Below are 20,202 nucleotides of genomic sequence, written 5' to 3'. Positions count from 1 at the left end.
TATTTATTAAAGATTTAATAAATAATGCTATTTATATAAATTTACTATAAAATGCGCTGATTGCTTGACGCTTAAAGAGTTGTTGGCTTTTAAAACCCTAGAATAACCTTGGCGATAGAAAAATAAATAAGAATTCCTAAAACATCATTACTGGTGGTAATAAAAGGACCGGTTGCAATAGCAGGATCAATGCCTCTTTTGTTTAAGAAAATAGGAATAAAGGTACCAATTACTGCGGCATTTACAACAACAGTAACAAGGGCTATGCCTACAGCAATAGATTCTAAATACGTGGTTTTAAATCCAAAATGGCTAATGATTAGAAAAACAAAGGCTAAAGCTAAACCATTTACTAAACCTAACAGAAGTTCTTTTCCTAGTCGGCCCCAAATAGCACCTTTAATAGTGTCATTGGCTAAACCTTGAACTACAATTGCAGAAGATTGTACCCCCACATTACCAGCAGTTGCTTGCATTAAGGGGATAAATATTAATAACACAGGAAATTTCGTGAGTGCTTCTTGAAAACCACTAATAATACTAGCCGCTCCCAATCCGCCCATCATTCCAATAAGTAACCAAGGCCAACGTGCTTTGGTTAATTCCCAAATACTATCATCGGCTTCTACATCTTGAGAAATACCCGCAGCCATTTGATAATCTTTTTCTGCCTCTTCCCGGATAACATCTACAATATCATCAATAGTAATACGGCCTACCAAACGACCAATTTCATCAATAACTGGAATAGCTTCCAAATCATATTTAGACATGATCCGAGCTACTTCTTCTGGTTTTTCATTTACATTCACATAATCTACTTTTGCGATGTAAACGTCTTTAATGTGTGTTTTTGTAGACGTAGTCAATAAATCTTTTAAAGAGAGTCTTCCTTTTAATTTACCTTCATCATCTACAACATAGATAGAGTGTACTCGTGTCACATTTTCTGCTTGTACCCGCATTTCTTTAACACAGGTAAGTACATTCCAGTTTTCGTTTACTTTTACTAATTCTTTTGCCATTAAACCCCCAGCAGAATTTTCATCAAAACGTAAAAGGTCTACAATATCTTTTGCATGCTCTCTGTCTTCTATTTCAGAAATAACTCTCTGAACCATTTCCTTTGGAAGCTCACCAACAATATCGGCAGCATCATCCGTATCTAGTTCATCTAATTCTTCTGCAATTTCTTTCGCAGATAAATTTCCTAAAATACTTTCACGCACATCATCATCTAATTCTGTAAGAATATCAGATGTTTTATCGCTCTCTAGAAGCTTGATAATGTAAGTGGCTTCGTCTTCATTTAACTCATTGATAATCTCAGCAATATCTGCATAGTGAATATCTTCTAAAAGCGATAGCAAAGCACTATTGTTTTTAGTTTCGATAAAGTTCTCTATGTCAGTGATGAGCTCTTCAGTGAGTTTAAACGGTATCATTGTCAATCTTGTTTGTAAGTGAAATAAAGTCAGTAACAGATAGCTGTTCTGGTCTCTTGTCAAAGATAGTATCTTCTCTAAGACTATCAGAAAGGTTGAATGTTTTTAAACTGTTACGAATTGTTTTTCTACGTTGCCCAAATGCAGCTTTAACCACTCTGTAGAGCGATTTTTCATTGCATGCCAATGTTTGGTTTTCTTTTCGTGTTAAACGCAATACACCAGATTCTACTTTTGGTGGTGGGTCAAAAACGGTTGGTGGTACGGTAAATAAATATTCGGCATCAAAAAATGCTTGCACAAGCACGGATAGGATGCCATATGCTTTACTGCCCTCTTTTTCGCAAATACGTTGCGCCACTTCTTTTTGGAACATTCCAGAGAATTCTGGTACTAGATGCCGTATTTCTAGTAATTTAAATACAATTTGTGTAGAAATATTATAAGGAAAATTTCCTGTTATGGCAAACTGCTCATCACCAAATAAAGTGGTAACATCATACTTTAAAAAATCGGCCTCTATAACCTTAAATTCTTGCTTTCTACCAATAAATTCAGGATGCTCTAGAAAGAAACTATTGTTTAGGTATACTATAGATTCTGAATCTAAGTCCATAGCTACCAAGTTTACGTCTTCCTTTAATAAATATTTAGTTAGCACTCCTGTTCCAGGGCCTATTTCAATAGCGTTTTTATAGCCTTTTATAGTTAGCGTTTCTGCAATTTGCCTGGCAATATCTTCATCTTTTAGAAAGTGTTGGCCTAAATGTTTTTTGGCTTTTACAGGGCTGCTTGGTTTAGTGCCTTTTTTAGCATTAAACATCGCTTTGTTTTTTTTGAAATCTTTCTTAGCCATAATTTTAGACTTTTATTGGGGCTTTACATAGCACCAAGCTTTTTTGCCCGATGTAAGTGTTATCGCTATTCTGTGGTACTCATGACCTTCATAATCATCTGATACTACTAATTCTTTAGCGCTAATTTGAAAAACTAGCCCATTCACTGAACTGTTTTCTTCGGTTGCTTTTATAAGTATAGGATATAAAGCAGCAACTTTTTCATCAGAAATCTGATATCCTTGCAAGCTATCTTTGACCCCTATTAGTTTTCTCCCATATAATTTAAGTTGAACTTCAATTTCTTGAAGACTTCCGTAGGAGAATAAATAGGTGTTAATGCTCACTAATAATTTCTAATTCTGTTCTGAAAGCTAGTATTTTATCAGCAAAAAGTTTCATCGCTTCTTGCCTTAATCTCGGTGCATCTTCTTTGTAATATTTTTCAAGTTCATCTTTTGACGTTGTGGTATATTGAACAGAGTAGGTAACGCCTCCCATTTCTTCTTCGATTAAAACACGACATAATTTGGCAGCACTAAATTTTCCTGTAGCAATCATGTCCGGAATATGTGTTTCTTTCATCCATCCTAACCACTGATCATGGATGGATTCATCTATGTTTGAAGTAACGTTGTATATGTACATTGAGATTTTTGTATTAAGGTAAAGTATTGATGGCAAAGGTAGAAGTTAAAAAGTACACGAACAAACGCAAGTATAGGCGATGCTTATTTTAAACCTATTTTTAAATGAGTTTAAAAAAGCTTTCGTATTTCAGCGGATTATCTAGTGATTTTGGCGGTCTTGAACTAATTTACAAACCTCACTCAATGGCATCACCACGCAAACGCCTGTAGTTTTTTCTAGCTTGTGGAAAATAATAGCTGTCCTGATAGTTGTATATGATTTTTTCGTAGCTTTCTTTGGCCTTCTCCATATCATTAAAGTTATTTTCATACAATTGTGCGATAGCAAAATAAGCATCGTCAGCTAAGATATCTGTAGCATAAAATTCAATGATTTTTTGATAGTTGAATTTTGCAGTATCAAAATCGTTCATTTGTTCTAGAAGTTGTCCTTGCTTTAACAAAGCTTCATCTTCAATTTTTTCTCCTTTATGATCTTTAAGTATAAGGTCTAGCGTAGCAATGGCCTCTTTATTTTTTTTCTGATAGGCTAATAAATCTGCTTTTGCATAAATTTTTAAGGCCGTTTGCGTAGAATCTTCTAAAGAGTTGTCTGATATTAATAAGCTAAGTTGCATGGCATCATTAGCAATAAGTTGTGAGGTAGAACTCCTGAGCACTTTTAATTGCGTTAGGGCCCATTCAAAATCTCCTTTGTAAAAACTTGTTTGTGCTACTTTAAAACGGGCGTTCTGTGCTAGGACATCATTTTTTAAATCTTGCTGTATCTGAGAAAAATAGATCAATGCTTGGTTAAACTTTTGATCATACACTAAAATATCTCCTAAGGCCATTTTTAAATACGCTTTACCGTATGTATTTAAAGGAAGCTCTAAACTTTCCTTAAGAATACTGATGGCTTTTTCAGGATTGTTTTTTTGGAAGGTTAGAAAATTAGCATATGCAATTTGTAATTGTAGTGTATTGCTTTTAAATCCATATTCTGCTATCATTTTTTCAAATAATGTTTCTAGTTCATCTAGTTTTTTATCATCAGTTTCTAGAAGTTGAATAGCTATTCTATTTAATTGGGCATCTAATTTATACTCACTATTGCTAGTATTGGATATGATAAAGTCAAAAATGGCATCTGCAGTTTCATAATCTTTATGTGTTAAAGCAAGTTTCCCTAAATCTTGAATCCTTGACAAAGAACTGTCTTCAGACCTTGTGTAGATTGCCTTTTCTTGGGTGAAAGCACTTCTGTATTGTAGTTGGCGAACAAATAGCCAACTTAATAATTGATTCCAAAGTATATCGGGATCTCTTTGTGCATTTTTTAAAAGTAATTTTTTAAAAAGGATATTGTTTTCGGCTTGCGCGTCTTCTGTAACAAAGTCATCTATATTTCTCAAAACGCTAGACATAGAAGTGCTACCGTTTTTTAGAAGGTTGATAAAGGCCAAATACATTTCTTCAATTTTACCTTGTTCTCCGTAAATTTTAGCCAATGGGAAATTGAAATCTAATTCCGGACTCGCTTCCATTCCGCTTAAAAAAGCTTTCTCGGAATAGTCTAATAACGTATATTTTTGGAACCTTGAACCAATACTATAGGCGAAATTGGGGTTTTTAGGAATCACTGCTAATGCTTGTTCATACATTTCTGTAGCCTTACTGTCTTCTTTTTGTAAGGTGTAATTGTAACCTAGATCTACAATTAAAACTGGGTGTGATTTTTTGCTTTCTAATCTGCTGATAAGAACTCTTTCTGCATCGGCATATTGCTCTAATTGCTGATAACACGTAATTAGATCTTCGGAATAATCGCTTCTGTAGGGGTTTTGTTTGACAAGCTTTTCAAAATATACTACTGCTTTATCAAAATCTCCATCAATTAAATACTGTTTGGCTAAAACATAGTTTTCTTGTGCAGACGACCATTGTATACATAGAAAAATAAATAAAGATAGGAAAAGTTTCAAGGGCGCTTTTTACTCAAAGATACGCAGAAACTTATTTATTTTTAAGTGAAGTAATTTTTAGAGTGATGGTATAAAAAAAGCGCTATAGTTTCCTATAGCGCTTGTAATTTTTTTAATCGATTTTATCAAATCCACAATAAGGGACTAATACTTCTGGAATTATAATTCCGTCTGGTGTTTGATAGTTTTCTAATATCCCTGCCAATACACGTGGCAAGGCTAAAGCACTTCCGTTCAAGGTATGTGCTAATTGGCTTTTGCCATCTTCATCTTTAAAACGAAGCTTTAATCTGTTTGCTTGGTACGTTTCAAAATTAGAAACAGAGCTTATCTCTAGCCAACGGTCTTGAGCGGTAGAGAACACTTCAAAGTCAAAGGTTAAGGCAGAGGTAAACCCTAAATCGCCAGCGCAAAGACGTAAAATTCTATACGGCAATTTTAGTTCCCGTAAAATATCTTTTACATGTTCTACCATACCATCTAAAGCCTCATAAGATTTGCTGGGATGTTCTACGCGCACTATTTCAACCTTATCAAATTGATGTAGTCTATTTAAACCACGAACGTGAGCGCCGTAACTACCTGCTTCTCTTCTAAAACAAGGGGTGTAAGCGGTATGTGTAATTGGAAAATCTTTCTCATTAAGAATTACATCTCGGAACACATTCGTAACAGGGATTTCTGCAGTAGGAATTAGGTATAAATCATCTGCAGGCATATAATACATTTGCCCTTCTTTGTCTGGCAATTGCCCTGTTCCGTAACCAGATGCCTCATTGACTACATGAGGTACTTGAATTTCATTGTATCCGGCTGCTGTGTTTTTGTCTAAGAAATAATTAATAAGGGCGCGTTGCAAACGTGCGCCTTTACCTTTGTAAACAGGAAAACCTGCTCCGGCAATTTTAACGCCTAATTCAAAATCAATAATATCATATTTCTTGGCTAACTCCCAATGTGGTAAAGCACCACCTGCCAAAACAGGAATATCACCTTCTTTAAATATTTCTTCATTGTCTTCTTCAGACTTGCCTGTAGGAACAGAGTCGTGAGGAACGTTAGGAATTAGGTATAATGCCTGCTGAAGTTCAGTGGCAATAGTATTTAATTCTTCTGTTAAATCTTTTGAGCTTTCTTTTAAATTGGCAGTCTCTTCTTTTAGCGCGTTTGCTTCTTGAGCTTTACCACTTTTATATAGAATCCCAATTTCTTTAGAAAGCTTGTTAGAATCTGCTAAAGTTTTGTCTAATTGAGTTTGTGTAGCTCTTCTTTTTTCATCAAGAACTAGTACAGAATCAATAAGGGAAGCGGCATCAGAATTTCGCTTTTTTAAAGCTTCGATAATGGCATCCTTATTTTCTCTAATAACATTTAGCTGTAACATGATTTCTATTTTAAGAGCACAAATTTAATGGTTTTTTTCAGTATAGATAAGATGTAGAGGCTATTTATTGTGAAGCTTTTGGTTATGCCTGCAATTTCTATTTTTTGGGATATTTTAAAAGAAGAAACGCTTATTTAGAAAGAAGGGATAAAGAGGTTTTTTTATCTTTATCTAATTGCTTCTTTAATTCTTCTACAGAACTAAATTTATGTTCATCCCGAAGGCGTTCTAGAATATCAACTTGAATTTTCTTGCCGTATAAGTCTTGGTCAAAATCAAAGAAATGAACCTCGATGCTTTTTTCTTTGCCAGAGACAGTTGGGTTAAAACCAATGTTCATCATTCCATAAACCGTACGATTGTTAATTTCACTTTTAACAACATACACTCCGTTTAACGGAATTAATTTATAGGATTCTTCAATAAGAATGTTTGCGGTAGGGAAACTTAATTGCTTGCCTAAACCTTTTCCGTGAATTACAGTACCGGTTAACATGTAATTATACCCTAGATATGCATTAGCGGTGGCAATATCACCCTCCTCTAGTGCTTTTCTAATTTTGGTAGAGCTTACCGAAACTTCATCTATTTCTTGAGCAGGTATTTCTTCTACTTCAAAATTGTAGGTTTTGCCAAACGATATTAAATCTTTAATATCTGCATTTCTATTTCTGCCAAATCGGTGATCGTAACCAATAATAATCTTTTTACTGTTTAAGCCTTTTACTAAAATTGATTCTACGAAATCTGTAGCGGATAGTCTAGAAAATTCTTTTGAGAACGGATAGATCATTAAATAGTCTAGTCCAATATGCTCTAAAATTTTTATTTTCTCGTCAATAGTATTTAAAAGCTTAATATTGGCATCTTGCTGTAAGACCATCCTAGGATGGGGGAAAAAGGTAAGTACAGTGGCTTTTAAATTTAAAAGTTTGGCATCATTTATGAGTCTATCTAATAGTTTTCTGTGACCTATATGCACACCATCAAATGTGCCAATAGTAACCGCTGTAGGTTGTTGGTCATCGAATTTACTTATGTTTTGAATCGTTATCACAAAAATTAAATAATAAAAAGCCTTACTTTTATAATCTGTTAATTCGTTTTAATGAAAGCAAACTTACGTCTACTTTTTGCAATTCCCATATTTTTTCTCTCGTTTTCTGGGTTTGGTCAAGATGTTTTTTGGCAACAAACAACTTCTACTACCTCAAAGGTTTCAGGTAAATTACAGAAACTATCTGTGCTCGATGCTAAAACTTACACCTTAAACGATAAAGATTTTTTAGCGCGGTTAGAAAATAAATCGAGTTCAAAACAATCTCAAGTGCTCTATTTTCCTGATGAAGATGGGAGTTTAATGCCTTTTAATGTTCAGGAGTCTTCTGTAATGGCACCAGAATTAGCTAAGAGATATCCAAATATAAAATCATATAAAGGTGTAGGGGCTGCTGATCGTTCTAAAAGTATTCGGTTTAGTGTGTCTTCTAAAGGTGTACAAAGTATGATGGTAGATGCCAAATCTTCTGAAGCTACATTCATGCAGAAATCAGACGGAGAGGAGTATATCTTGTATACTAGAAAAACTACAGATGTTGTTGATGCTGATTTTATTTGCGACACCAAAGAACTGAGTTTAAGTAGTAAAAATGCGTCTACAGCTCGTTTGGTAGATGATCAGGTATTGCGAAAATATAGGGTGGCTATTTCTGCGACCGGAGAATACACGGCATACCATGGAGGAACAAAAGCAGATGCTTTAGCGGCTATTAATGCAACGTTGACTAGGATTAATATGGTTTTTGAAACAGATTTAGGAGTCACTCTTGAACTAGTAGCAAATACAGATGCTGTGATTTATACTTCGGCAACCACTGATCCTTATACAGGAAACTTAAACACACAAGTGCAAAGTACTCTAACGAGTGTTATTGGAGCTGCTAATTATGATATTGGACATTTGCTAAATGAAGATACAAATGGCGGAGATGCTGGCTTTATAGGGTCTGTTTGTAAAGATGCTCAAAAAGGAAGTGCTTATTCCTCGGGAACAACTCCCGAAGGAGATTTGTTCGATTTAGATTTTGTAGCCCATGAAATGGGGCACCAACTAGGGGCAAATCATACCTGGTCTTTTGAATCTGAAGGAACACAGGTGCAAGCAGAACCAGGAAGTGGAACTACCATTATGGGGTATGCAGGTATTTCTGGAGTGAATAATGTAGCATCTAACGGGCAAGATTATTTTCACTATTATAGTATCAAACAAATTTCTGAATATTTGGCTACGACCAGTTGTGCTACAGAAATTCCAATTGTAAATACACCGCCTTCCATAATAGGGCTTCCGGATTATACCATTCCTATGGGAACACCATTTGTTCTTGAAGGGAATGCTTCGGATACGGATGTCTCCGATATTTTAACTTATGCCTGGGAGCAAGTAGATGATGGTGTAGTAACGAATACAACTTTTGGGCCTACAAATCCATCTGGAGCTACATTTAGATCGCAAAAACCTAGTGTGTCGCCCAGTCGTTATTTTCCTAAGTTATCAAGTGTAATTAGTGGAAACCTAACGCAGTCTAATCCTGTTGTAAATTCTGCTTGGGAAACCTTGTCTACCGTAGAAAGAGATTTGAACTTTGCGCTTACCGTTCGTGATAACGGTGTTGGCGGAGGGCAAGTTGTTTCAGACCTTATGAAAATTAGTGTCGTAGAGACGGCAGGACCTTTTCTGGTGCTTTCTCAAAATACCACAGCAAGTTTTGAGGCGGGAAGCTCTCAAGAAATTTTATGGGATGTAGCTAATACTACAAACTCTACCATTAACGCTCAGTTAGTAGATATTTTATTATCTACAGATGGTGGACTTACTTTTACGACTACTCTAGCGCAAGATGTAGCTAATGATGGTGCTCATACTGTACTGTTACCTAATGTGGTTACTACTCAGGCTAGAATTATGGTTAAAGCTAGTTCTAATATATTCTTTGCGGTAAATGAGGCTAATTTTTCGATTACAAGTAGTGCTATCGTTTTAAACTTTTCAGAATTAGAATATTTTATTTGTCAGCCTTCAGACCTAATTATTCCATTTACTTATGAAACTAATGGAGGTTTTTCCGAGGAAGCAACTTTTAGTGTCTCTGGATTGCCAACAGGGTTAACAGCAAGTTTTTCTCCTGCTACGGCAACAGCAAATGGCACGCTAGTAGCCCTTACTTTTAGTAATAGTGGAGCGGCAGCAGTTGGAGTGTATCAGTTAGTTGTTGTGGCGACTAGTGCTAGTATTACAAAGCAAGTTAGTTTAACGGTCTCTGTTGAAAATACAAGTTTTACTCCTGTGTTATTAATTGCACCAACCGATGCAGCAGTAGACGCTGGTATTAATCAAGTATTTGAATGGCAAGAAGAACCTTCGAGTACCACTTATGATATTGAAATTGCTACAGATGCAGCATTTACCAATGTGGTAGAATCTGCGAATGTATTAGTAACAACATATACTTCCTTAGGGTTCATACCTAATACTACATATTATTGGCGTGTAAAGCCCAAGAATAATTGTGGTGAAGGAGTTTTTGGAAACGCATTTAGTTTTACGACTACTAATATTGATTGTAAAATAGTTTCGGCAAAAAGTTTACCGATTACGATATCGTCATCGGGTTCTCCTACCATTTCCTCAACGATTTCTTTTATTGAAGATTTACCACTTTCAGATGTGAATGTAACGCTAGATCTTACGCACTCCTATTTGGCAGATCTTACGGTTACATTGACTTCTCCAGAAGGGACGACTGTAGTTTTAATGGCGAATTCTTGCGGGGAAAATAGGAATGTTAATGCCACCTTTGATCAAAGTGCTAGCAGTTTTGTTTGTGGAACAAACCCTGCGATAAGCGGACTAGTAAAGCCCTTAGGTTCTTTAAATGCCTTTAATGGAGAATCTTCTAAAGGAGATTGGGTTTTGACAATAAGTGACGGTGCGGGAGGCGATGGTGGCTCTTTAAATGGTTTCTCTTTAGAATTATGTGTAGAGGGTTTATTTAGGCCAGATGCAGATAATGATGGTGTTTTTGATGATGGAGATGATATGTGCTTAGGAACACCAGAGGGCTTAGAGGTAGATACGCAAGGATGTCCGCTTTACTACTTTGAACCTTCTAATTTTGAAGTTGCTTTAAATAGTGAGTCTTGTAGAACTAATAACGATGGTGCCATTGCGATCACGGCAAATACATCATTAGCCTATACAATTGCGGTTACGGGAAATGGAGTTGATGAAACAAGTAATTTTACCACAACCTATACTCTTGGAGATTTGGCTTCTGGTGCTTACGAAGTTTGCATTACAGGAACAGACGGTGTAGTTACGTACGAGGAATATTGTTTTGATGCTGTGGTAACGCAACCAGATAACTTGGAAGTTTTTGCTGTGCTTTCTGATGATGGAAAAAATGTTGATTTAAACTTACTAGGAGCAGAGGAGTATATAGTTCGTCTTAATGGCGTAGCGCAGACGGTTACAAGCTCTTCTTATAAAGTGGCATTGGCCAATGGTGTTAATACCTTAAAGGTAGAGACCAATCTTCCGTGTCAAGGCTCTTTTGAAATGGAATATATTGTTCTTGATAAACCATTTGTCTATCCAAACCCGGCAAGTGATGAGGTGCAAATATTTACGGGAATCGTCACTACAAATAATGTGGTAAATATCTTTGCTCTAAATGGTAGGTTAGTAAAAACTAGTACCATTCCCGAGGGAACTACGGAATTGACTATTTCGGTGAACGATTTACCGTCGGGAGTCTATCTTTTAAAGTTACAAAGCGATCATTTAACAGAGACTTTTAAATTAATTAAGCAATGAGAAAAATAATTGCATTTGGTTTTTTCCTATTAGTGTTTGGTTGTTCAAAAGACGAAGTAAAATCGCCTTCAAGTGCTTTGCTTGTTTTTCCACTTCAAGATTCTGAGTGTATTACAGGAGCAGATATTAATGAGACCACAAGATTAATTACTTTTCAATGGGAGGCTTCAGATAATACCCAGAGTTACAAGTTAACCGTAGAGAATTTATTGACGAGTACCCCGCAAATTGTAAGTACAAACCAGACATCTGCGCAAGTGCAAGTGGCAAAGGGTACACCTTACTCTTGGAGTGTTGTTTCTGAAAATGCTAAATCTAGTGCTACAGCTAAGAGTGAGACATGGAATTTTTATAATGCAGGAACCGTACGTTCCTATATTCCTTTTCCAGCAACAATTACGTCGCCTATTTCCGGAGAAACGGTAATAAGAGACACAAATAATGAGGTGAAACTAACATGGTCTGGAGCTGATTTAGATTCAGACATAGTGAGTTATGAAGTGTATTTTTCATTGAATAGTACACCAACGCTTATGGCTACGCTACCTGAAAATACAACCGAGTTAAACGTTTCTGTAGTCGAGAATACCGTGTATTACTGGCGTATCAAGACAATAGATGCTGCCGGGAACTCTTCTAGCTCAGGCGTGTATAGTTTTAAAGTTTTAGAGTAATTTAGGTGTTGTTGTATTGATTCATGGTGATGGTAATACCCGCGAGTACAAAAGACTTTATAACTTCTGCTGAGCGCTCTAAACGCTCTGGCATTGCGGCTCTTTCATCGTCATTCCATTTTCCAAGAACATAATCTACCTGCCTACCTTTTCCGAAATCAGCACCAACTCCAAATCTAAACCGGTTGTAATTGGAGGAATTTAAGGTGTTTTGAATGTCTTTTAAGCCATTATGTCCGCCATTACTTCCTTTAGTTTTTACTCTGATTACGCCAAAGTCTAAATTGATATCATCGGTTATAACAAGTACATTTTCTAAAGGTATATTTTCTTTTTCCATCCAATAGTGTAATGCCTTACCGCTCAAATTCATATAGGTAGATGGTTTTAAGAGTAAAACACTTCTTCCTTTTATTTTGAAGGTAGTAACATCTCCTAGTTTGGCGGTTTCAAAACTTAAGTCTTCTTGTTGGGCAAATTTGTCTAGGACTTTAAAGCCGATATTGTGTCTTGTTTGGGCATATTCTGGACCTATGTTTCCTAAGCCAATGATTAAATATTTTTTCATAGTATTCTGCTCTTCTAGATAGTTTTTAGGTTTTTTAAAAAAGAACTTTTTTAACTTAAACATCTAAAGTGGTTTTAGCTTATTAATGGCTAAAAATACAAAAGCATCTCAACAAATATGCTGAGATGCTTCTTAAGATTCTTTGTTGAAAGTTTATTCAGCAGCAGCTTCTGTTGCTCCTTCAGCACCTTCAGCACCTTCTTCTTCTTCTTCTTCGTCAAGAACAACTGCATTACGTGCAGATTTAACTTGAACAACAACCGTGTTTTCCGGGTGTAAGATTGAAAATTCGTCATTTAATAAAGTCGCAACAGCAATGTTTGCTCCAATTTTTAACTTAGAAATATCAATATCAAAGAAATCTGGTAATTTAGCAGGTAAAGCTTTGATTGTTAATTTACGTTTTCTAAATAATAAACGACCACCATTTCTTACCCCTGGAGAGTTACCTACCAAACGTACAGGAATATCCATAGTAACTTCTTTATCAGCAAATAACTGGTAGAAATCTATGTGTAAGATAGCATCTGTAACTGGGTGAAATTGAATATCTTGTAAAACAGCGTCAAATTTATTTCCACCTTCAATTTCAATCACTGCTGTGTGAGCGTTTGGGGTGTACACTAAGTTTTTGAATGCTGGTTCATCCGCTGAAAAGTGTAATGGTGTTTCCCCTCCGTACAGTACGCAAGGAACCTTTCCAGCATTACGTAAGGCTTTTGTTGCTTTCTTGCCTACGCTTTCTCTTTTAGATCCTGAGATTGTAATTGACTTCATTATATATATTTAACTATTAATTATTCTATGTTATTTTAACTGCCATTAAAATAAAGGGCACTTAATTGGTAGTTTTACCTACATTAAAAACTTTGAACTAATTGAGGTGTTGCTATGTACTCTTTCCATAACATCAGCAAATAAATCTGCACAACTCAACACGCGTACTTTATTACTATCCTTTCTTGAAGGAATAGAATCTGTTATAATTAGTTCTGATAATTGAGATTTTTCTATTTTCTCATACGCATCTCCAGATAAAAGACCATGAGTAGTAATAGCCCGAACACTAAGTGCACCACGTTCTATCATCAAATCTGCAGCTTTCGTTAATGTACCCGCAGTATCGACCATATCATCTACCAAGACAACATTCTTACCTTTTACATCACCAATTAGCTCCATGTGCGAAATTATGTTCGCTTTTTCACGTTGCTTGTAGCAAATTACTACATCACATTCTAGTGCTTTAGAATAGGCATAAGCTCTTTTAGAACCTCCCATATCTGGTGACGCAATGGTTAGATTGTCTAATTTTAAATTTTTTAAGTAAGGTAGAAACAACGTAGAGGCAAAAAGATGATCTACTGGTTTTTCAAAGAAACCTTGTATTTGATCTGCATGTAAATCCATGGTGATAATACGTGTTGCTCCAGCAGCTTCAAGCATTTTTGCTACTAACTTTGCAGCAATTGGAACTCTAGGTTTGTCTTTTCTATCTTGTCTTGCCCAACCAAAATAAGGCATAACTGCGGTAATGTGTCTAGCAGATGCGCGCTTTGCAGCATCAAGCATTAATAACATTTCCATCAAATTTTCCGAACTAGGATTCGTAGATCCGATAATAAAAACTCGTGTCCCTCTAACAGATTCCTCAAAAGAAGGTTGAAATTCTCCGTCACTATATCTAGAGAAAATAACTTTACCTAGCTCCGTACCGTAAGACTTTGCAATTCGTTCTGCTAAAGCTGTACTTTGAGTGCAGCCAAAAATTTTAGGTTCTGGAACTTGATAAGACATTGTTAATCTCTTGTTTTTAAGTTTATTGGACTTCAATTTCTTTAAGGAGTGCAAATTTAGATATTTATTTGGCGTGATAAAGGATTATTCTCAAATTTTTTGTCAAAAACAGAAATATATTTTATAGTTTTGCACTCCTTAACAGCTCGAGTGGCGGAATTGGTAGACGCGCTGGATTCAAAATCCAGTTCCTCTGGAGTGTGGGTTCGATTCCCACCTCGAGTACGAAAGTGAAAAACCCCTGTATTTACAGGGGTTTTTTGTGTTTATATAGTTTATTGAATTACTTAATTATTGAGATTTTAAATCTTCAATTTGAAATCTCTTAGGTGGCTTTTCCTTATATCTTATGGGTAGTTCTCTTCGTGAACGGCTATAATTGCTTGTGAATTTTTTTCTTTTTCATCTTGATAATCTGTATTATTCTACCTATTATCGGTAGTGTAAAGGTAATATCAGAACTTAAAAAGCATATCATCTTGATAAATATGCCTTCTATTGACCTTTTTTACCCTATCGAACAAAGAACTGAACCACCTTAAAAATTTTTTGAAAAATAGACTCCAACATTTCCTTCAGAATATCTTGGAATTAGAGACATGTCTTTTGAGTGGATGAATGGATTCCATTTAAATAAGTAGTCAAAATGATAGACTAATTTGGTGACAAGAATACCCAAGCCGGCACCAGCCAAGACATCAGAAACCCAATGTTTATTATTTGCCAATCGTAAACCACCAGTAAGGGTGGCAAAACCGTATCCAGAATATGCCAAGAGTGGACTAGCTTCTTTAAATTCTTCATAAACGACTGCACCAGAGGCAAAGGTGATGGAGGTATGTCCAGAGGGGAAAGCATTCTCATTAGAGCCATCAGGTCTAAGTTTGTAAATATTTTTTTTCAAGGCTCTTGTAAATACATCTGTAAGAATCATGGAAATAGCAAGATGTTTTGTTTGATCAAACCAATGGTTTTTTGCCTGAACTCCTGCAACATCTGCAACATCTGCAATAAATAGCGTGGCTACAGGTGCATATCTCGTATAGTCATCTAAGTTTGTTTCAAAATCATTTCCTATCCAATTTCTAGAGTTTGTGTTAAATGATTTCTCAAAGCCGCTATCAGATAATAAGATCCCTGCACCGATAAGCGATAGGGGTACCGTACTTTTTTTAAATAGATTCGTCTTCGGTTTCACGGTTGTGCTGTCTACTTGTGCAGCCACTTTTCCTAATATAAAAATAACAAGAATGGTAAGTATTTTTCTTTTCATAAAAAGCAGGTTACTTTATTTAATCGCCAATGCAGGTCTTGTACTTTTAATTACGGTCTTTATAGTACCAACTACGGAATTCAGAATAGTTAAGACTGTTTTTAGTAGTCCTGCTTAGTCTTTCTAGCTTCCAAAACAAAAAGAAAATACCAGTTAAAGGAATTTCATACGAACTATTGTGCTATAAATAAAGAGCTAGGGCAGTATTAAGCTATCGTAATTCAGTGTTTTTAATAGATTGATTTTCAAAGGTAGCATGTAATTCTAAAGAGAATTTAAAGGTATTGTAACTTTTGAAAAAGGCTATAATTTTTTACCTAGTAGTCTAAAAAAAGACTGATGCTAGAGCAAAAAAAAGAGCCCAGAGTCAATCAAGACCGAGCTCTTTTACGAGAACACTATATGAAAATGAAAATTTACTATTTAACTAACTAACTCATGTCAAATATAGTATGATTACTCACTTTTGTAAAACTATTGATGTGTAAGTAGCAAAACATGTGGTTTATCTATTACATTTTGTTGTTAAGGCTTATTTATTGCTGTTCTTTATATTATTTATGTATTATGAAGCTTCTGGTAGCACAATAGTAAATGTACTACCGTTCCCAATTTCGCTTTCAATTTTTAAACGCCCATTGTTTTTTTCCAAGTAGTAAAAACAGGTGCGTAAACCAAAACCAGAACCATTCTCTTGGGAAGTTCCTTTAGTGGTGTACCAATTACTTCCATTTAAAATTTTATCAATTTCTTTTTCCGTGATGCCAACACCATTGTCTTTTATAGTAATATGTATTTCTCCATTGTGTGCTTTTGTTTCTACGTGAATTTCACCTTCTTTATCGGTAAACTTTATAGCATTGTGTAGAATGTTTCTAAAAATGAATGAGAAACTTTCTTTATCAGCATAGAGAAAGGTTTTAGTACTTTTTACGGTTGTGACAATGTCTTTCTTTTCAATGGCATGTTTTAGCAGGTTAATAGTTGGGTTTATTACCTCAAAAGGATCAAAGTTGGTAAAGTCTAAAGGTTTGTTTTGTGTTTGCTTTTGTGACCATTCAAAGAGTCCGTTTAAAAAATCATTGAGATGATCTAATTTGGTAGAAAGTTGATTAAGGTATTTTTTGCTTTCTTCTGCATCTAATTCATTGTTAGCAATCATATCTATCAACCCTTTTAAACTTGCCAAAGGAGATCGTACATCATGAGATATTAATAAAAATAGTTTTTTATTAATCGTATCTAGATGTTCTAATTCAATATTTTGCACTGTAATTTTCTTGAAGTAGTGATCAAGGACTAAGGCTATAGGCGTAGATATGAATATGGGTAGAAAAATACTTAAGTAAAGTCCTTTCCAAAATTTTTCCCATGCCACAATATAGTCGGTTATCAGAAATGCGGAAACAGATAAAATAACGCACAACAATACTACTATGAAAGGATGATGTAATTTATTTTTTAATAAGTACATAATTTGGGTTTTAAGAAAAGTATAGCCATCTTAAATAAAACGCTAGCCCTTTATAAGTACAAAAATAGAATCAAACTAAAAGAAAAAACTTACAAGTTAGTTAGCTTGTAGTTTTGGGTCGGTGAATGTCACGATAGTGTAGTTTAAATATAAGCAATTTTGCTGTTACTTCAATGAGAGTAAAGACTTCAATTAAATTTGATACCATAAAAAAGAGCCCAAATCAATTAAGATTGGGCTCTTTTACGAGAACACTATATGAAAATGAAAAATTTTATTATTACTCAATAAGTAACTAACACATTTTAAATGTATAACCGTTATATTCTTTTTTAAAACAATTGATGTGTAACTAGCAAAACTTGTGGTGAAACCTAAATATGTTCTAAAAAACTCATTTTTCAGCGGGTAGTACAATAGTTATTTTTGTTCCAGTATCTATTTCGCTATCAATTAATAATACGCCGTTGTTTTGCTTTAAATAATAAAGACAGGTTCTTAAGCCAAAGCCAGATCCATTTTCATTTGAGGTACCTTTGGTGGTGTGCCAGTTTTCGCCATCTAGTATTTTTTTGATTTCATTTTTTGTGATGCCAATTCCAGAATCTTGTATAGTGGTATAGATCTGTTTATTTTTCACGAAAGTTTCAATGGTAATTTCTCCGTCGATAGGGGTGAATTTAATGGCGTTGTGTAAAATATTTCTTAATACAAAAGAATAGCTCTCTTTATCAGCATATATTTTATGATGGCCAAGTTTGGTTGTGATTCTAATTTTTTTTAGCTTGGCAGCAGGCTCCAATAAATCATGAGTAAGCTTTATGATATCACTACTATCATATAATGAAAATTCTAAAGGTTTGTTTTGCGTTTGTCTCCTTGCCCAATTAAGCAAACCGTCTAAAAAGGAATTTACATTTTTAATTTTACGGGAGAGTTCAGAAAAATAGAGTTTAGCCTCTTGCGGATCTAAATCATTGTCGGTTACTAAATCAATAGTACCAATTAAACTTGCCAGCGGAGATCGTACATCATGTGAAATTAATAGGAATAGCTTTTTATTGATTGTATCTAAATGCTCTAATTCTTTTTTTTGAGACTGAAATTTTTTGAAATAGCGGTCCATGATTAAAGCGAGAGGTAAAGATATAATGATAGGCAGGAGCACAGCTAAGTACATGCCGAGCCAGAATTTTTGCCAGTGCGCAAAGAAATCACTGATTACATATCCAGACACCGATAAAAAAAGCGACAATGGGACCACAAATATGGGATGGTGTATTCTATTCTTTAGCGGGAGCATGATATGTTTGTAATTGCGATTAACATTAATTAAATCGATAATTGTTTACATCAGTAAAATAAAATAATAACGGTAAAAATAACGGTATTATTGGGTGTACGAAAGACAACTGTAGTTTATTTTTTATAAGTTAAAGGGTTAGTGATAAATAGTCTAGATGACGCTAAATAGAAAAGAGCCCAAATCTATAAAGATTGGGCTCTTTTACGAGAACACTATATGAAAATGAAAAATTATTATTAAATAATTAACTAACTAACTCGTGTCAAAGGTATGACGGTTAGTTGCTTTTTTAAAAGAATTGATGCGTAAGCAGTAAAACTTGTGGTGAACTGCTTATAATTTGTTTTTATCTTTTTTGTATTGATTTTTTAAGGCTAAATAAACACCATTACTCCAGCCAAATCCATCTTGAACAGGGTATTCTCCGCCACCAGCATCTAGCGTCATGTCTTCTACATTGTATTTCTCTACAAACTTCCCCGTGTTTTCATAGACTTTTTCATTTAAGGCAATCCACCGTGTAGCAATAGTTTTTGCTAACTCATGATGTCCGTAGTTTTCGAGACCTACAATAGTCATCCATTGTAAGGGTGCCCAGCCATTTGGCGCATCCCATTGTTGCCCTGTATGGTTAGTGGACGTAACAACGCCTCCTGGTTTCAAGAAGTTTTGAGTGATATAAGTGGCTACTCCATCTGCTTGTTCTTGCGTAGTCATTTTAAAAAATAAAGGATAAACGGTGGCTAAAGAAATTACGCCAGTAGGCTCACTAGCAACCCAATTATAATCTTCAAAGACCCCCAAAGTTTCATTATAGCTATATCTATTTAAAAATTCCTTCCGGTTTTCCATGCTCTTTTTTAATGTTGTGGTAAATTCAGAATTGTCCTGAAAAGCGGTAATAAGCACTTCTTCTAAACCGTACATAAGTGCATTTAAATCTACAGGGAGTATATCTGTAGTTTCTATGGTCTCCATTGTTTTTCCATCAGCAAACCACCTGGAAGAATAATCCCAGCCCGATTCTGCTCCAGAGCGTAAATCACGATACATTTTTGTTCCTCCAGAAGTTTTTTCAACTTGGGTATAATCTTCTCTATATGATTCTTGCCGCGGAGTGTCTCCTTGGTCATAATACCTATTTAAAACTCCAACAGGGGTTAGTACCGCATGATTGATAGCATAGGAAGTAGATTCCGCACCATCCATCCAGAATTCATATTCTTTTTTAAGAGGTTCTTTATATTTTTGATAAACACGCTCTCCTTTATGCGCCGCTAATAATTTCACCATCTGAGAAAAGAATGGAGGTTGAGACCTAGTGATGTAATATGTTCTATTTCCATTTGGGATATGACCAACGGTATCAATAAGGTGTGCAAAATTATCTAACATATTTTCAATAAGCTCAAACTCGCCGCTTTCTACTAAACCTAGCATGGTAAAATAGCTGTCCCAATAGTATACTTCTCTAAAGCGCCCACCAGGAACAATGTAAGATTTTGGTAAGGGAATTAAAGAGCTCAGTTCATTTTCTTGATCAGATGCTCTTGTTAATACAGGCCATAATGCAGTTACATGTTCTACGGCAGTTTTTGTAGTGTCGGATTTAAAATCAGAAGATATAGCTGTAGGAACTTCAAAATTAGCATGAACAAACGCTGTTAAATTAAAAGTGGAATCATTTTTTTGTAGTTCGTAGTTGCGTTTAATTTCATCGTAAGGAAATTTTGCGGTACAATCCACAAATGTTTTTCCATCTTCAAAAACCTGATTTAATTGAATTTCAGCAAATAAATCTCCTAATAACTCATCAGGAGTTGTAATTATTTTGAGTTCCCTAGCCGGAGTTTCTGTAATAGGTTTTTCGGGAACTTTCTTGACCTCGTTTTTGCAACCTAGAAGAAGCAGCGCAATCAGCAATCCATAATATTTCATAAGCGTACCATTAAATC

Annotated in this window: 16 protein-coding genes and 1 tRNA gene; 3 read left to right on the top strand and 14 right to left on the bottom strand. The window is 35.1% G+C overall.

Features of this window, described 5'->3' with window-relative positions; genetic code table 11:
* Positions 1-89 precede the first annotated feature (89 nt).
* The 7 genes from mgtE to BLQ19_RS02005 form a co-directional block, all read right to left on the bottom strand.
* Positions 90-1,445: a magnesium transporter gene (mgtE, locus tag BLQ19_RS02035; RefSeq protein ID WP_025616046.1), complete on the bottom strand. Its 1,356-nt coding sequence runs from the start codon at positions 1,443-1,445 to the stop codon at positions 90-92.
* On the bottom strand, positions 1,432-2,301 hold the full coding sequence (rsmA, locus tag BLQ19_RS02030; protein ID WP_024482016.1) for a 16S rRNA (adenine(1518)-N(6)/adenine(1519)-N(6))-dimethyltransferase RsmA: 870 nt from the start codon (positions 2,299-2,301) through the stop codon (positions 1,432-1,434). Before rsmA ends, mgtE begins: the two co-directional genes overlap by 14 nt.
* 12 nt (positions 2,302-2,313) lie before the next feature.
* Entirely contained in the window at positions 2,314-2,628 is a 315-nt protein-coding gene (locus tag BLQ19_RS02025; RefSeq protein ID WP_024482015.1) for a gamma-glutamylcyclotransferase family protein, read from the bottom strand.
* A complete protein-coding gene (locus BLQ19_RS02020; protein ID WP_024482014.1) occupies positions 2,618-2,929 on the bottom strand; it encodes a DUF4286 family protein in 312 nt (103 codons plus the stop codon). The genes BLQ19_RS02025 and BLQ19_RS02020 overlap by 11 nt, the downstream gene beginning before the upstream one ends.
* Before the next feature lie 178 nt (positions 2,930-3,107).
* Positions 3,108-4,895, bottom strand: a complete 1,788-nt coding sequence (locus BLQ19_RS02015; RefSeq protein ID WP_074537241.1) for a tetratricopeptide repeat protein — start codon at positions 4,893-4,895, stop codon at positions 3,108-3,110.
* Positions 4,896-5,007: 112 nt separating this feature from the next.
* A complete protein-coding gene (gene serS, locus BLQ19_RS02010; RefSeq protein WP_074537240.1) occupies positions 5,008-6,279 on the bottom strand; it encodes a serine--tRNA ligase in 1,272 nt (423 codons plus the stop codon).
* 130 nt (positions 6,280-6,409) lie between these two features.
* Complete coding sequence (locus tag BLQ19_RS02005; RefSeq protein ID WP_029447242.1) at positions 6,410-7,336, bottom strand: bifunctional riboflavin kinase/FAD synthetase; 927 nt, start codon at positions 7,334-7,336, stop codon at positions 6,410-6,412.
* A 51-nt stretch (positions 7,337-7,387) separates the two neighbouring features.
* Here BLQ19_RS02005 and BLQ19_RS02000 point away from each other — a divergent pair, with 51 nt between their 5' ends.
* Together BLQ19_RS02000 and BLQ19_RS01995 are read left to right on the top strand one after the other, a co-directional pair.
* The gene (locus BLQ19_RS02000) at positions 7,388-11,155 is read left to right on the top strand and encodes a zinc-dependent metalloprotease (protein ID WP_074537239.1); all 3,768 of its coding nucleotides are present in this window, start codon (positions 7,388-7,390) and stop codon (positions 11,153-11,155) included.
* Positions 11,152-11,829 (top strand): fibronectin type III domain-containing protein, encoded by a 678-nt coding sequence (locus BLQ19_RS01995; RefSeq protein ID WP_074537238.1) that lies wholly within the window; start codon positions 11,152-11,154, stop codon positions 11,827-11,829. Before BLQ19_RS02000 ends, BLQ19_RS01995 begins: the two co-directional genes overlap by 4 nt.
* Position 11,830: 1 nt before the next feature.
* On the opposite strand, the gene pth is transcribed toward BLQ19_RS01995, so the two are convergent.
* The 3 genes from pth to BLQ19_RS01980 all read right to left on the bottom strand — a co-directional run bounded on the left by pth (position 11,831) and on the right by BLQ19_RS01980 (position 14,194).
* On the bottom strand, positions 11,831-12,460 hold the full coding sequence (gene pth / locus BLQ19_RS01990) for an aminoacyl-tRNA hydrolase (protein ID WP_074537237.1): 630 nt from the start codon (positions 12,458-12,460) through the stop codon (positions 11,831-11,833).
* Positions 12,461-12,550: 90 nt separating this feature from the next.
* Positions 12,551-13,174: a 50S ribosomal protein L25/general stress protein Ctc gene (locus BLQ19_RS01985; RefSeq protein WP_025616037.1), complete on the bottom strand. Its 624-nt coding sequence runs from the start codon at positions 13,172-13,174 to the stop codon at positions 12,551-12,553.
* A 78-nt stretch (positions 13,175-13,252) separates the two neighbouring features.
* A complete protein-coding gene (locus BLQ19_RS01980) occupies positions 13,253-14,194 on the bottom strand; it encodes a ribose-phosphate pyrophosphokinase (RefSeq protein ID WP_024482002.1) in 942 nt (313 codons plus the stop codon).
* Between the two features lie 144 nt (positions 14,195-14,338).
* Here BLQ19_RS01980 and BLQ19_RS01975 point away from each other — a divergent pair.
* Positions 14,339-14,419 (top strand) — tRNA-Leu (locus BLQ19_RS01975).
* Between the two features lie 313 nt (positions 14,420-14,732).
* On the opposite strand, the gene BLQ19_RS01970 is transcribed toward BLQ19_RS01975, so the two are convergent.
* The 4 genes from BLQ19_RS01970 to treF form a co-directional block, all read right to left on the bottom strand.
* Positions 14,733-15,467 (bottom strand): phosphatase PAP2 family protein, encoded by a 735-nt coding sequence (locus BLQ19_RS01970; protein WP_074537236.1) that lies wholly within the window; start codon positions 15,465-15,467, stop codon positions 14,733-14,735.
* Between the two features lie 565 nt (positions 15,468-16,032).
* Positions 16,033-16,941 (bottom strand): sensor histidine kinase, encoded by a 909-nt coding sequence (locus BLQ19_RS01965; protein WP_074537235.1) that lies wholly within the window; start codon positions 16,939-16,941, stop codon positions 16,033-16,035.
* A gap of 394 nt (positions 16,942-17,335) precedes the next feature.
* A complete protein-coding gene (locus BLQ19_RS01960; RefSeq protein ID WP_074537234.1) occupies positions 17,336-18,244 on the bottom strand; it encodes a sensor histidine kinase in 909 nt (302 codons plus the stop codon).
* Between the two features lie 336 nt (positions 18,245-18,580).
* Positions 18,581-20,185: an alpha,alpha-trehalase TreF gene (treF, locus tag BLQ19_RS01955; RefSeq protein ID WP_074537233.1), complete on the bottom strand. Its 1,605-nt coding sequence runs from the start codon at positions 20,183-20,185 to the stop codon at positions 18,581-18,583.
* Between the last annotated feature and the right edge of the window lie 17 nt (positions 20,186-20,202).

The sequence above is a fragment of the Cellulophaga baltica genome (assembly GCF_900102165.1).
GTDB lineage: Bacteria > Bacteroidota > Bacteroidia > Flavobacteriales > Flavobacteriaceae > Cellulophaga > Cellulophaga baltica.
This window is presented reverse-complemented; position numbering and strand designations above follow the sequence as displayed.

Excerpts from the sequence above, each read along its gene's own strand:
- mgtE (WP_025616046.1), bottom strand. The coding sequence starts at position 1,445 with ATGATACCGTTTAAACTCACTGAAGAGCTCATCACTGACATAGAGAAC.
- rsmA (WP_024482016.1), bottom strand. The coding sequence starts at position 2,301 with ATGGCTAAGAAAGATTTCAAAAAAAACAAAGCGATGTTTAATGCTAAA.
- BLQ19_RS02020 (WP_024482014.1), bottom strand. The coding sequence starts at position 2,929 with ATGTACATATACAACGTTACTTCAAACATAGATGAATCCATCCATGAT.
- serS (WP_074537240.1), bottom strand. The coding sequence starts at position 6,279 with ATGTTACAGCTAAATGTTATTAGAGAAAATAAGGATGCCATTATCGAA.
- BLQ19_RS02000 (WP_074537239.1), top strand. The coding sequence starts at position 7,388 with ATGAAAGCAAACTTACGTCTACTTTTTGCAATTCCCATATTTTTTCTC.
- BLQ19_RS01995 (WP_074537238.1), top strand. The coding sequence starts at position 11,152 with ATGAGAAAAATAATTGCATTTGGTTTTTTCCTATTAGTGTTTGGTTGT.
- pth (WP_074537237.1), bottom strand. The coding sequence starts at position 12,460 with ATGTTTAAGTTAAAAAAGTTCTTTTTTAAAAAACCTAAAAACTATCTA.
- BLQ19_RS01985 (WP_025616037.1), bottom strand. The coding sequence starts at position 13,174 with ATGAAGTCAATTACAATCTCAGGATCTAAAAGAGAAAGCGTAGGCAAG.
- BLQ19_RS01980 (WP_024482002.1), bottom strand. The coding sequence starts at position 14,194 with ATGTCTTATCAAGTTCCAGAACCTAAAATTTTTGGCTGCACTCAAAGT.
- BLQ19_RS01970 (WP_074537236.1), bottom strand. The coding sequence starts at position 15,467 with ATGAAAAGAAAAATACTTACCATTCTTGTTATTTTTATATTAGGAAAA.
- BLQ19_RS01965 (WP_074537235.1), bottom strand. The coding sequence starts at position 16,941 with ATGTACTTATTAAAAAATAAATTACATCATCCTTTCATAGTAGTATTG.
- BLQ19_RS01960 (WP_074537234.1), bottom strand. The coding sequence starts at position 18,244 with ATGCTCCCGCTAAAGAATAGAATACACCATCCCATATTTGTGGTCCCA.
- treF (WP_074537233.1), bottom strand. The coding sequence starts at position 20,185 with ATGAAATATTATGGATTGCTGATTGCGCTGCTTCTTCTAGGTTGCAAA.